We start from the raw sequence: 12,370 nt of genomic DNA on the forward strand, positions 1-12,370 counted from the left end.
GTAAATTCTTCCCAACGAAAAGAACGGGCTTCTCTACACTCCAGGTAGTATTCACTGGAGGCATGACATCATGGCGAACACCATCACGGCTGATGATATTCGGGAACACTTTTCGCAGGCTATGTCGGCGATGTACCAGCAGGAAGTTCCGCAGTACGGCACCTTGCTGGAACTGGTGGCGGACGTTAACCTGGCGGTTCTGGAAAATAACCCACTTTTACATGAACAACTGGCAAATGCAGACGAACTGGCGCGCCTGAATGTTGAACGTCACGGTGCGATCCGCGTTGGCACCGCGCAGGAGCTTTCCACCCTGCGCCGGATCTTCGCCATTATGGGCATGTACCCGGTCAGCTACTACGATCTCTCCCAGGCGGGCGTCCCCGTCCACTCGACAGCGTTTCGTCCGACTGACGATGCGGCGCTCTGCCGTAATCCGTTTCGCATTTTTACCTCGCTGCTGCGCCTGGAGCTGATTGAAAACGTTGCGCTGCGCGAAAGGGCGGCAGAGATCCTCTCCCGGCGCAACATCTTTACGCCGCGCTGCCTGGACCTGATCGACCTGCATGATGTACAGGGACACTTTACCGAGGCACAGGCGCGCGAATTTGTGCAGGAAGCCTTAGAAACCTTCCGCTGGCATCGCCATGCGACGGTCGATCAGGAAACCTATCTGGCGCTTAGTAACGAACATCGCCTGATAGCCGACGTGGTCTGTTTCCCGGGGTGCCATATCAACCATCTCACGCCGCGCACGCTGGATATCGACCGGGTACAGGAACTGATGCCGAAGTACGGCATTGAGCCGAAAATCCTGATTGAAGGCCCGCCGCGCCGCGAGGTGCCGATCCTCCTGCGCCAGACCAGCTTTAAGGCGCTGGAAGAGCCGGTGCTTTTCGCGGGAGAACACAAGGGTACGCATACCGCGCGTTTCGGTGAGATTGAGCAGCGGGGCGTGGCCCTTACGCCGAAAGGACGCGAGCTGTACGACCGTCTGTTAAATCAGGCCGGGACCGGCAAAGACAACCTGACCCATCAGCTTCACCTGCGCGAGATATTCAGCACCTTCCCGGACAGCGAAATGTTCCTGCGCCGTCAGGGGCTGGCTTATTTCCGCTACCGTCTGACTCCGACAGGTGAGGCGCATCGCCACGCGTTTCGTCCCGGTGACGATCCGCAGCCGCTGATCGAACGCGGCTGGGTTGTGGCGCAGCCGATCACCTATGAGGATTTTCTGCCCGTCAGCGCGGCGGGGATTTTCCAGTCGAATCTTGGCAATGAAACGCAGGCGCGCAGCCACGGCAATGCCAGCCGCAATGCCTTCGAAGCCGCGCTCGGCTGTGCGGTGTACGACGAGTTTACGCTTTACGAGGAGGCGGAAGCGCGCAGCAAACAGCGTTGCGGTTTGCTCTGAAACCGTTACTCTGCAGGGGTGTGATGGAAAAAGAAGGTTGGTATGGAAAATCCCTCCGCCCCTGTGGTTGAAACGCGCCAGGGCGCACTAATTGGTTCTACTGAAGGCGATACCCATGTGTGGTGTGGCATTCCTTATGCGGCACCGCCGGTCGGCCCGTGGCGCTGGCGCTCCCCACGCCCCCCTGCACGCTGGGATGGCGTGCGTCCGGCGACGGCGTTCTCCGCCTCCAGCTGGCAGAGCAGCGAAAGCTGTCAGGAGTTGGGCGGCGGCGATCCTGGCCAGTTCTCTGAAGACTGCCTGTACCTTAACGTCTGGTCGCCAGTCGTACGCGCCGATCCGCTTCCGGTGATGGTCTGGCTGCACGGCGGAGGATTTACCCTCGGCGCTGGCGGTCTGCCTCCGTATAACGGCAGGGCACTGGCGAAGCGCGGTACGGTGGTGGTGACAATTAATTACCGTCTCGGCCACCTCGGCTTTTTTGCCCATCCGGCGCTGGAGGGGGAAGAAGAACGCGTGGTGCATAACTTTGCGCTGCTCGATCAGATCCAGGCCCTGGAATGGGTGCGCGATAACATTGCCGCGTTCGGCGGCGATCCTGAGAACATCACCGTATTTGGCGAGTCGGCCGGTGCGCGCAGCGTGCTGTCGCTGATGGCTTCTCCGCTTGCGGGAGGACTGTTCCATAAAGCCATTGTGCAAAGCGGGTACACGCTGCCCGACACCCCGCGCGAGCAGGCCATGCATAAAGGCGAAGTGATTGCTGCCCATTTTGGCCTGCAAAATGCCACCGTGGAACAGCTTCGCGCGATCCCGCCTGAGGCGTTCTGGCCGCTGACCTCGCCACTGAATATCGCCCCTGCGCCCATCGTGGGTGACTGCGTTTTGCCTGAGGCCATGCTCGATGTCTTTTTCGCTGCCCGTCAGCATTCAGTACCGGTGATGATTGGGTCAAACAGCGACGAAGCCAGCGTGATGTCGGTGTTCGGGGTCGATCTTGCCGGGCAGATCCAGAAGCTTCGCCGCGAGCGGCGCTTTGGCCTGGGGCTGATTAAGCTGCTTTATCCTGGCGTGAAGGGCGATGAGGAACTTGGCAGACAGGTATGCCGCGACATGGCCTTCACCACTATGGGATACGTGGTGATGCAGGCGCAGCAGCGGGCGGGCGGCCTGTGCTGGCGATACTGGTTTGATTATGTGGCCGAAGCGGAGCACGCGACGTATACCAACGGCGCCTGGCACGGTAACGAAGTGCCCTACGTGTTCGATACCCTTGGGCAGGTGGAACCCTCGCGGCAGTATGTAAATGAACGCGATCTGGCCTTCGCCGCTCAGGTGGCGGACTACTGGGTGAGCTTTGCCCGGGATGCGGGAGCACGCGATAGCCTGGTGGGGCCCACACGCTGGCCCGCCTGCCGGAAAGGGCGGGACGTGTTGTTGCGCATCGGTGTGAATAAACATGCAGGTTTTCGGCTTGAAAACCGTTTTATGCGTGCCCGTATGAGCCTCTTCAAACGGGTAATGAAACACCACGTCAGCCTCGACTGAGCAGACAGGCACGAAACGCATCCAGCCCGTTCTCCGGGTCGGGTGCGTCGCGTAACACCAGCCGGTAGCTCGCCCCCGTCTTTATGCTCGTATCATAAGGCCGCATCAGCCGTCCGGCGCGCACGTCCTCCTCCACCAGCGTTTCATCCGCAATGGCGATGCCCAGCCCCTGAATGGCGGCGGTAATGGCCAGATCCATGGTTTCAAAGTGTTGATTTTTGAGCATAGCTGGCGCCGGACGCGGCTGTTTCGCCAGCCACAGCGTCCAGTCCGTTTTGTCCCGCGTGGGGTGAAGGAAGGTGAGTGTTTCCAGCGCAGAACCGGCCCTCAGCGGGCTCATCACCGGGGTTAAGGCCTCTTCGAACAGCAGATCGCCGGCGCTCATGTGCGTTCCAAACACAATCGCCGCGTCATAGGATTCGGTTTTGAAATTGACGTTGTGATCGGTGGTAGTGGTCAGCGCAATCTGGAGTTCCGGCTGTTCGCGCTCGACCTGTAACAGACGCGGTACCAGCCAGCGCATCGCGCAGGTAGGCGCTTTCAGACGAATTACGGTCTGGTGCGTCCGCGCCTGTTCAGCAACGTTAAGCAGGTGCTCAAACGCAGATTGCAGTTCCGGCAGCAGGGCGCTTCCCTGTGAAGAAAGACGCAGGCCGCGAGCATGGCGTTCGAACAGCGGGAAGCCGAACCAGCTTTCCAGCGAGGCAATTTTGCGGCTTACCGCCCCCTGCGTCAGACAAAGCTCCTTCGCGGCATGGGTAAGATTCAGGTGACGCGCGGTCACGATAAACGTCTCTACGGCATTAAGCGGAAATGAACGACGCGACATATCTCACCTTAGCTATGCGTTTTTGTCATGGCTATTATGACAACAATTCGATTGTCCCGGCAATCAAGTTATTGTTTGAATAGTTATGCATTCACCACGAGAAGGGACAGAGGATGACTTTGAAAACGCCGGTGCAGACCCGCTCCAAATTGCCCGATGTAGGAACCACCATTTTTACCGTTATCGGCCAGCTTTCAGCCCGGCATAACGCCATCAACCTTTCTCAGGGTGCGCCGAATTTTTCCTGCGACCCAAAACTTATCTCCGGCGTCACTCGCGCCATGGAGTCAGGGCATAACCAGTATGCCTCCATGACCGGGCTGCAACCGCTCAGAGAGCGCATCGCGGACAAAATTGCCACGCTCTATGGCACCCGCTATGACCCGGTGAGCGAGGTACTGGTGACCGCCAGCGCCAGCGAAGGGCTTTACTCAGCCATCAGCGGGCTGGTTCATCCTGGCGATGAGGTGATCTATTTCGAGCCCTCCTTTGACAGCTATGCGCCGATTGTCCGTCTGCAGGGGGCGACGCCGATCGCTATTAAGCTGACGGTACCGGATTTTGCCGTGAACTGGGATGAAGTACGCGCGGCTATTACCCCACGCACGCGGATGATCATCGTCAATACGCCGCACAACCCGAGCGGACAGGTGTTTTCAGCCGCCGATCTGCACCAGTTGGCAGTGCTGACGCGCCACACCGACATCATCATTTTGTCTGACGAAGTGTACGAGCACGTCGTTTTTGATGGCGAACCGCATCACGGGATGGCGACGCACCCGCAACTGGCGGAGCGCAGCGTGATTATTTCTTCTTTCGGAAAAACCTATCACGTCACCGGCTGGCGCGTGGGTTATTGTGTGGCGCCCGCGGAGCTGATGGATGAAATATGTAAGGTCCATCAATTTTTAATGTTCTCGGCCGATACGCCGATGCAGTACGCGTTTGCCGAACACATGACCGATCCGCAAACCTGGCTGTCGCTGGCGGCGTTTTATCAGCGCAAGCGCGATCTGCTGCAAAGTTTGCTCGCCGACTCACCGTTCAGGCTGCTTCCGAGTGCCGGTTCGTTTTTCCTGCTTGCGGATTACAGCGGCTTTAGCGACGAGCGCGACAGCGAGATGGTGAAAAGGCTGATTGTCGAGTACGGGGTTGCCACCATTCCGCTGTCAGCGTTTTATGCCGATGGCACGGACAATAAACTGATCCGTCTCTCTTTTGCGAAAGATGAGGCGACGTTACGGGCAGGTGCCCAGGCCCTTTGTCGGGTTACACCACGTTAAGGAATTTGAGATGAAATTACGCGCGTTAGTTGTCGGCATAGGACTGCTGTGTTCATTCTCGTCGTTTGCTGCTACCGAGTTGCGTTACGGGCTGGAAGCGGAATATCCGCCGTTTGAAAGCCGCAATGCCTCAGGGGAGCTGGAAGGATTTGACGTAGAACTGGGAAATGCCATCTGTAAAGCCGCCGCGCTGAAGTGCAGCTGGGTAGAAACCTCGTTTGATGCGTTGATTCCCGGTCTGCTGGCGAAAAAGTTCGACGCCATAAACTCGGCGATGAACATCACCGAACAGCGTCGTAAGAGCATTGATTTTACCCAGCCCATCTACCGTATTCCCTCCCAGCTGGTGGGCAAAGCCGGTTCTGCGGTAGAGGCCACGCCGGAAGGGCTGAAGGGCAAAACCATCGGCGTTCTCCAGGGTTCAATTCAGGAAACCTACGCCAAAGAGCACTGGGAAAAGCACGGTGTCACCGTGGTGTCTTATAAAGATCAGAATATGGCCTGGGGAGATCTGCTGAATGGCCGCATCGATGCCTCGCTGGTCATGTCAGCGGCCGGGCAGGCAGGTTTCCTCAGCAAGCCGCAGGGTAAAGGGTTTGGCTTTATCGGCAAACCGGTGTCGGACGACACCATCCTCGGCAGTGGGATCGGCTTTGGGCTGCGTAAGGGGGATGAGGCCACCAAAAAGCAGCTTGATGCCGCAATTGATAAAGTACGTGCCGACGGCACGATCGCTAAACTGGCTGATAAGTACTTCCCGGGTATCGATGTCAGCGTAAAATAACCGCCTCGTTGGTCCCGGCTGTTGATGTCCAGCCGGGACTCTTTTATACATAACTTTACCCCTTTTTCAGGCCGTTCTGGTCGACAGAAAATATTTCTCGGTTTGTTCAGATAATCACCCGCCAACAATTGGATTCTTAACCGTTTTTGTTTAGGCTGTGCGTTCTTTCTTGCCGTCATTTCGCTGCGCGCGAAACTCATTCACACGACCATAAGGACGTTTTCTCAGGCATGAATCGCAGACGTTTTCTCAAAGGTTCCCTGGCAATGGCTGCCCTGAGCGGCACTTCTGGCCTTGCTTCTCTGTTTTCCCAGGCGGCGTATGCTGCTGACTCCGACATTGCCGACGGTCAGAGCCGTCGCTTTGACTTCTCTGTTCTGCAATCCATGGCGCACGATCTGGCGAAAACCCCGTGGGGTGGTGCGCCGCGTCCGCTGCCGGAAACGCTGGCCACCATGACGCCGCAGGCGTACAACGCCATCCGTTACGATGAGAAACAGTCGCTGTGGAATAACATTGAAGGTCGCCAGCTGGACGCCCAGTTCTTCCATATGGGGATGGGATTCCGCCGCCGCGTGCGCATGTTCTCGCTGGATCAAAGCACCTCTCAGGCGCGTGAGATCCACTTCCGTCCAGAGCTGTTCAGCTACGGCGATACGGGCGTGGATACCAAACAGCTTGAAGGTCAGAGTGACCTCGGCTTCGCCGGATTCCGCGTCTTTAAAGCGCCGGAGCTGGCGCGACGCGATATCGTTTCGTTCCTGGGCGCGAGCTACTTCCGCGCAGTGGATGATACCTACCAGTACGGCCTTTCCGCGCGCGGGCTGGCGGTGGATACCTTTACTGACACCCCGGAAGAGTTCCCGGATTTCACCTCCTTCTGGTTTGAAACCGTTAAGCCGGGCGATACCACCTTTACCGTCTATGCGCTTCTGGACAGCCCGAGCATTACCGGTGCCTATAAGTTTGTGATCCACTGTGAGAAGAGCCAGGTGATCATGGACGTCGAAAACCATCTCTATGCGCGCAAAGACATCAAGCAGCTCGGCATCGCGCCGATGACCAGCATGTTCAGCTGCGGCAACAACGAACGCCGCATGTGCGACACCATTCATCCGCAGATCCACGATTCAGACCGCCTGGCAATGTGGCGCGGTAACGGAGAGTGGATCTGCCGACCGCTGAACAACCCGCAAAAGCTGCAATTTAACGCTTATCTGGATAAAAACCCGAAAGGCTTTGGTTTGTTGCAGCTTGACCGTGATTTCTCCCATTACCAGGACGTCATGGGCTGGTATAACAAGCGACCAAGCCTGTGGGTCGAGCCGCGCAACAACTGGGGTAAAGGATCCATCGCCCTGATGGAGATCCCGACAACCGGCGAGACGCTCGATAACGTGGTCTGCTTCTGGCAGCCGGAGAAACCGGTGCAGGCGGGTGATGAACTGGACTTCAAATACCGTCTCTACTGGAGCGCGCAGCCGCCGGTGCGTTCACCGCTGGCAAACGTCTACGCTACCCGTACCGGTATGGGCGGCTTCCCGGAGGGCTGGGCGCCGGGTGAAAATTACCCGAAAGTGTGGGCCCGTCGCTTTGCCATCGACTTCGTCGGGGGCGATTTGAAGGCCGCCGCACCGAAGGGCATTGAGCCGGTGATCACCCTGTCCAGCGGTGAAGCGAAGCAGGTGGAGATCCTCTACGTCGAGCCGTTCGACGGGTATCGCATTCTGTTTGACTGGTATCCAACCTCTGACTCCACCGAGCCGGTCGATATGCGTCTGTTCCTGCGCTGTCAGGGCGACGCCATCAGCGAGACCTGGCTGTACCAGTATTTCCCGCCCGCGCCGGACAAACGTAACTACGTTGACGATCGGATCATGCGTTAGTCCTTATGGGTTTGTGCCGGGTGGCGGCTTCGCCTTACCCGGCCTGATCCGGACGCATTTGTAGGCCGGGTAAGCGTTAGCGCCACCCGGCAATTAAGAGGCACTATGTCTTCAGAAATTATCCCCGTAACCCAGGAAATCGAGCTTCGCGCCGTCGAAGAGCGCTATACCACCGATCTGCATAACCTCGTTATTAAAAATAAAACCTGGCTGCAAACCGCCTTCGACTGGGCGCAGCATGTCGGCACTGAGGAGGACACGCGCCGTAACGTGCAGAGCAACCAGATGCTGCACCAGCGCGGCTACGCCAAAATGTTCCTGATTTTCATGAAGGACGAGCTGGTGGGCGTGCTTTCTTTTAACGCGATAGAGCCTGCGAATAAGGCCGGGTACATCGGCTACTGGCTTGACAAAGCGCATCAGGGACAGGGCATTCTCTCTCAGGCGCTACAGGCGTTTATGCGCTATTACGTTGAGCGCGGCGAGATCCGCCGCTTTGTGATCAAATGTCGCGTGGCTAACCATAACAGTAACCGCGTGGCGCAGCGCAATGGTTTTGCGCTGGAAGGTTGTTTACGGGAAGCGGAAATGCTCAACGGCCGCTTCGATGACGTAAACCTGTACGCCAGGTTATTCCCGCTATAGCGCCCCCAGCAGCGGCGTCCGGGTGATCCGCGTGTCACCGTTGATCACTTTGGCTCCCCGGACGTGAATGCTTTCACCCTCCAGCGCCTCGATCGCCGCATCGTCTGTAATCTCCACCTGATGCTCAATCAGGACATCACCGCTGATACGCGCGCGCCCCTGAATAACGACCTTGTCATCAATCAGGATCGGCCCGCCGCGTAACCACGCCTCGCCACCAATCAATACGTGGTGTTTGATAACGCAGTTACCTTCGACGAGGGCGTTTTCCGCGACCTGTGAACTGTACCGCACGGTCGGGATCGCATCATCCTCTAAACCGGCCAGCAGGCGGGCGTTGCCGTACACTTTGGCGCAGTCGCACACCCAGACGTTATTAAGCGCGTTGCCCTCAAGAATGGCGCGGTCAAACACCTCCGCGCGGTGCTCAACAAAGGCCCAGGTCACCATGGCATCGCCGTAGATTTGCGCCTGATGCACAATACGCGACTGGCTGACCGTGGCTCTGTCGTAAATCTGCAGGATCTGCTCACGGTCGGGTGTCAGCCCTTTGGCTGCAATCACCATGCTGTTATGCAGCACCCGCGCGTCACCCGCGATACGGCATTCCCCGCGTACGGTGGAGTGCTGGATAGTGACGTTGTCACTTATTGCCGCGCCGTGACTCACTTCTGCCGCGTCAAGCCAGCTGTTGCCGCCTACGTGTGCGCGGTGGCTTACGATGCAGGGTTGGGTGAGGCGGGCGTTGCCGGATATCCTGGCCCCGGCAAACACCACGCTGTTTTCATCATAAACCCAGCAATCCCCGTCCTGGGCGAGCGCGTGTTCATCCTCAACCCAACCACCTTTTGTCCCGCTGGTCACATCGTTAAAATCCTTTGCGGCAATAATCTGTCTGAGTAGGGTTGTGCACGGCGTTGATCCGTCCTGCCAGCGCCAGAGACGCGTTTCATTGCCAAGCCTGTATTTTGTCATCGTGTTTTCCCTGAAAAGCCATTCACTAAACGTAGCAAACTTTTGGCGTTTCGAAGTGCTGGCGTCTGCACGTTAAACCCCTTAAAATGGCATTTAAAATACATTTTAAAGTTTAAAAAAAATGCATAACCAAGACCAACGCGTTCTTAACTTGCCCGCCGGTTATTTCGGTATGGTTCTGGGTACCATAGGTATGGGGTTCGCCTGGCGTTATGCCGGTACTATCTGGCCGGTGACGCGCTGGCCGGGCGAGATCCTGGTGGCGCTGGCGGTGGCGATCTGGTTCCTGCTGAGCGTGGCGTTTCTTACCCGTGCGGTACGGTTTCCACATAGCGTGCTGGCCGAGATGCGGCATCCGGTAATGAGCAGTTTTGTCAGCCTGTTTCCTGCCACAACGCTACTGGTGGCCATTGGCTTTGTGCCGTGGTGCCGACCGGTGTCGCTGGTGCTGTTTAGCGTAGGCGTGGTGATCCAGCTTGCGTATGCCGCCTGGCAAAGCGCCGGGCTGTGGCGCGGTAAGCATCCGGAAGAGGCCACGACGCCGGGACTGTATCTGCCGACGGTAGCGAACAATTTTATCAGCGCCATGGCCTGCGGTGCGCTGGGTTTCCACGATGCGGGGCTGGTGTTCCTTGGTGCCGGGGTCTTTTCCTGGCTGAGCCTCGAGCCGGTCATTCTGCAACGCCTGCGCAGCGTGGGCGAACTGCCCGCGGCGCTTCGTACTTCGCTCGGGATCCAGCTTGCGCCTGCCCTGGTGGCCTGTAGCGCCTGGTTTAGCGTCAACGGCGGCGAAGCGGACACCTTCGCCAAAATGCTTTTCGGCTATGGTCTGTTGCAACTCCTGTTTATGCTGCGTCTGATGCCGTGGTATCTGTCGCAGCCGTTCAACGTGTCGTTCTGGAGCTTCTCGTTCGGGGTGTCGGCGCTGGCGACCACCGGTTTACATCTGGGGCAGAGCAGTCCGTCTGGGTTCTTTCATGCCCTCGCGGTTCCCCTGTTTATTTTCACCAACGTCATCATCGCGATGCTGCTGGTCCGTACTTTTATCTTGCTGATGCAGGGCAAACTTCTGGTGCGCGCTGATAAGGCACTGCTAATGCAATCTGAGGAAAAATAATGACTGTCGATGAAAACTACTTTACTGAGAAATATGGTCTGACCCGCACGCACTCAGAGGTCCTGCTCTGCGCGGACATTGTTAAGCCGGGAAAAACGCTCGATCTCGGTAGCGGAAATGGCCGTAACAGCCTCTACCTCGCTGCCAACGGCTATGACGTGACGGCGTGGGATAAAAACCCGATGAGCATCGATAACATCGAGCGCATTAAGGCGGCGGAAGGGATCGCGAATCTGCAAACGGCGATAAAGGACCTGAACAACCTGACTTTTGACGGCGAATACGACTTTATTCTTTCCACCGTCGTGTTGATGTTTCTCGAAGCGAAAACCATCCCTGGTCTTATCGCCAATATGCAGCGTTGCACTAAACCAGGCGGCTATAACCTGATCGTTGCCGCCATGGATACGGAGGACTATCCGTGTACCGTCGGTTTCCCGTTTGCCTTCAAGACCGGTGAACTGAGCCACTACTACGAAGGCTGGGAGCTGATCAAGTACAACGAAGAGGTGGGGGAACTCCACCGTACCGATGCCAACGGCAACCGTATCAAGCTGCGCTTCGCCACCATGCTCGCACGCAAGCCCGCTTAACGCGCGGCCAGCAGACAGAGTTGCAGGGCCGTGCGACAGGAGGCCTCGAACGACGACAGCGGTAAAAACTCAAACTTCGAGTGGAAGTTATGGGCGCCGGTGAAGAAGTTCGGGGTGAGCAAGCCTTTGGCTGACAGGGCCGCCCCGTCCGTGCCACCGCGCATGGGGATCGGTTTTGGGGTGATACCGAGCGATTCCATCGCCTCGAACATCAGGTCGATCGCGCGGCGGTCTTCGCCAATCGCATTGCTGATATTGCTGTAGGTATCTTCAATGCGATACTCCACGTTTGCCGTGGGATGCTGCGCAGCAATCCGCGCTGCCACATCGGCAACTTGCTGCTTGCGGGCGGCAAAACCCTCTTTGTCAAAATCACGAATGTTGGCTTTCAGCACCGCTTCGTTTTGCCCGGCCTGGATGCCGTTAAACCAGATATAACCTTCGCGCCCCTCGGTGCATTCCGGGGTTTGCTGGCGATCGAAATGGCTGATGAAATCCGTTGCCATCAGCAGCGGGTTGACCAGCACCCCTTTGGCGGACATCGGGTGCGCCGTGACGCCGGTAAAGCAAATTTCAGCCGCCGCCGCGTTAAAGTTCTCGTAAACAATTTCCCCCAGCTCGCAGCAGTCGATGGTCCAGGCAAAATCGACGTCGAAGCGCTTCAAATCCAGCGCTTTCGCGCCACAGAGACCAATCTCTTCATCGGGCACAAACGCCACCACAATATCGCCATGCTTATGTTCAGCGGTGAGGTTTTCCAGCACCGTCATGACCACGGTGACGGCCGCTTTATTATCTGCGCCTAATACGCTGGTTCCGTCGCTGAAAATAATCTCCTCATCAGGATAAGCCAGAATTTCCGGGTGCTCATTTACGCGCAACCAAATATCTTTTTCTTTATTCAGGCAGAGATCATCTCCCGTAAAGGTTAATATTTGTGGATGAATATCCGGGGATAAACCGACGTCAACGGTATCGATATGGGTAATAAAACCAATCCGCGGCGCGCCGGGAATATTGCCTTTTTTCACGGCGGTAACGGTGGCGAACTCATCAATCACAATATCGTCTAACCCCAGCGTTTCCAGCTCCTTCGCCAGCTCCCGCGCCATGTCGTGCTGGCCCGGGGTGGAGGGCAGGGTTTTGACTTTCGGGTCGCTCTGGCTGGTGATGGCGAGATAGCGGAAAAAGCGTTGGGTTAATTGTCTGGAGAGTTCTGAGCCCATAGTGTTTCCTTCTGTATTTATTTTTCATGTGTTTGCGCCATCACTTTAATGTTATTTATGAAATGGCAAA

General features: G+C 57.1%; 11 protein-coding genes. 8 read left to right on the forward strand and 3 right to left on the reverse strand.

From position 1 onward, the window contains the following. The first annotated feature begins 70 nt into the window (after positions 1-70). Positions 71-1,414 carry a VOC family protein gene (locus L2Y28_RS10560; protein ID WP_022648074.1) on the forward strand — a complete coding sequence of 448 codons (1,344 nt, stop codon included), beginning with the start codon at positions 71-73 and terminating at the stop codon, positions 1,412-1,414. A 42-nt stretch (positions 1,415-1,456) separates the two neighbouring features. Further along, entirely contained in the window at positions 1,457-2,962 is a 1,506-nt protein-coding gene (locus L2Y28_RS10565; protein WP_022648075.1) for a carboxylesterase/lipase family protein, read from the forward strand. On the opposite strand, the gene L2Y28_RS10570 is transcribed toward L2Y28_RS10565, so the two are convergent. Next, positions 2,949-3,791: a LysR family transcriptional regulator gene (locus L2Y28_RS10570; RefSeq protein ID WP_022648076.1), complete on the reverse strand. Its 843-nt coding sequence runs from the start codon at positions 3,789-3,791 to the stop codon at positions 2,949-2,951. The two genes, L2Y28_RS10565 and L2Y28_RS10570, sit on opposite strands and share 14 nt — an antisense overlap. Before the next feature lie 113 nt (positions 3,792-3,904). Between L2Y28_RS10570 and L2Y28_RS10575 the strand changes: the two genes are divergently transcribed. The 4 genes from L2Y28_RS10575 to rimL all read left to right on the forward strand — a co-directional run bounded on the left by L2Y28_RS10575 (position 3,905) and on the right by rimL (position 8,389). After that, positions 3,905-5,074, forward strand: a complete 1,170-nt coding sequence (locus tag L2Y28_RS10575) for a pyridoxal phosphate-dependent aminotransferase (protein WP_022648077.1) — start codon at positions 3,905-3,907, stop codon at positions 5,072-5,074. A gap of 10 nt (positions 5,075-5,084) precedes the next feature. Next, positions 5,085-5,858: an ABC transporter substrate-binding protein gene (locus L2Y28_RS10580; protein WP_023300074.1), complete on the forward strand. Its 774-nt coding sequence runs from the start codon at positions 5,085-5,087 to the stop codon at positions 5,856-5,858. A 230-nt stretch (positions 5,859-6,088) separates the two neighbouring features. Further along, a complete protein-coding gene (locus L2Y28_RS10585; RefSeq protein WP_032622222.1) occupies positions 6,089-7,744 on the forward strand; it encodes a glucan biosynthesis protein D in 1,656 nt (551 codons plus the stop codon). A 105-nt stretch (positions 7,745-7,849) separates the two neighbouring features. Further along, complete coding sequence (rimL, locus tag L2Y28_RS10590; protein ID WP_022648080.1) at positions 7,850-8,389, forward strand: 50S ribosomal protein L7/L12-serine acetyltransferase; 540 nt, start codon at positions 7,850-7,852, stop codon at positions 8,387-8,389. Here the strand turns inward: rimL and ydcK are convergent. Beyond that, positions 8,384-9,364 (reverse strand): YdcK family protein, encoded by a 981-nt coding sequence (ydcK, locus tag L2Y28_RS10595; protein ID WP_022648081.1) that lies wholly within the window; start codon positions 9,362-9,364, stop codon positions 8,384-8,386. The genes rimL and ydcK overlap by 6 nt on opposite strands. A gap of 121 nt (positions 9,365-9,485) precedes the next feature. On the opposite strand from ydcK, the gene tehA reads away from it, so the two are divergent. Together tehA and tehB are read left to right on the forward strand one after the other, a co-directional pair. Next, positions 9,486-10,481 carry a dicarboxylate transporter/tellurite-resistance protein TehA gene (tehA, locus tag L2Y28_RS10600; RefSeq protein WP_022648082.1) on the forward strand — a complete coding sequence of 332 codons (996 nt, stop codon included), beginning with the start codon at positions 9,486-9,488 and terminating at the stop codon, positions 10,479-10,481. Then, positions 10,481-11,074: a tellurite resistance methyltransferase TehB gene (gene tehB, locus L2Y28_RS10605; RefSeq protein WP_022648083.1), complete on the forward strand. Its 594-nt coding sequence runs from the start codon at positions 10,481-10,483 to the stop codon at positions 11,072-11,074. The genes tehA and tehB overlap by 1 nt, the downstream gene beginning before the upstream one ends. Here tehB and pepT read toward each other — a convergent pair. Then, a complete protein-coding gene (gene pepT, locus L2Y28_RS10610) occupies positions 11,071-12,300 on the reverse strand; it encodes a peptidase T (RefSeq protein ID WP_022648084.1) in 1,230 nt (409 codons plus the stop codon). The genes tehB and pepT overlap by 4 nt on opposite strands. Between the last annotated feature and the right edge of the window lie 70 nt (positions 12,301-12,370).

This window comes from Enterobacter sp. JH25 (assembly GCF_021725435.1).
GTDB classification, from domain to species: Bacteria; Pseudomonadota; Gammaproteobacteria; order Enterobacterales; family Enterobacteriaceae; genus Enterobacter; species Enterobacter intestinihominis.

Excerpts from the sequence above, each read along its gene's own strand:
- L2Y28_RS10575 (WP_022648077.1), top strand. The coding sequence starts at position 3,905 with ATGACTTTGAAAACGCCGGTGCAGACCCGCTCCAAATTGCCCGATGTA.
- L2Y28_RS10560 (WP_022648074.1), top strand. The coding sequence starts at position 71 with ATGGCGAACACCATCACGGCTGATGATATTCGGGAACACTTTTCGCAG.
- L2Y28_RS10565 (WP_022648075.1), top strand. The coding sequence starts at position 1,457 with ATGGAAAATCCCTCCGCCCCTGTGGTTGAAACGCGCCAGGGCGCACTA.
- ydcK (WP_022648081.1), bottom strand. The coding sequence starts at position 9,364 with ATGACAAAATACAGGCTTGGCAATGAAACGCGTCTCTGGCGCTGGCAG.
- L2Y28_RS10585 (WP_032622222.1), top strand. The coding sequence starts at position 6,089 with ATGAATCGCAGACGTTTTCTCAAAGGTTCCCTGGCAATGGCTGCCCTG.
- L2Y28_RS10570 (WP_022648076.1), bottom strand. The coding sequence starts at position 3,791 with ATGTCGCGTCGTTCATTTCCGCTTAATGCCGTAGAGACGTTTATCGTG.
- pepT (WP_022648084.1), bottom strand. The coding sequence starts at position 12,300 with ATGGGCTCAGAACTCTCCAGACAATTAACCCAACGCTTTTTCCGCTAT.
- L2Y28_RS10580 (WP_023300074.1), top strand. The coding sequence starts at position 5,085 with ATGAAATTACGCGCGTTAGTTGTCGGCATAGGACTGCTGTGTTCATTC.
- rimL (WP_022648080.1), top strand. The coding sequence starts at position 7,850 with ATGTCTTCAGAAATTATCCCCGTAACCCAGGAAATCGAGCTTCGCGCC.
- tehB (WP_022648083.1), top strand. The coding sequence starts at position 10,481 with ATGACTGTCGATGAAAACTACTTTACTGAGAAATATGGTCTGACCCGC.
- tehA (WP_022648082.1), top strand. The coding sequence starts at position 9,486 with ATGCATAACCAAGACCAACGCGTTCTTAACTTGCCCGCCGGTTATTTC.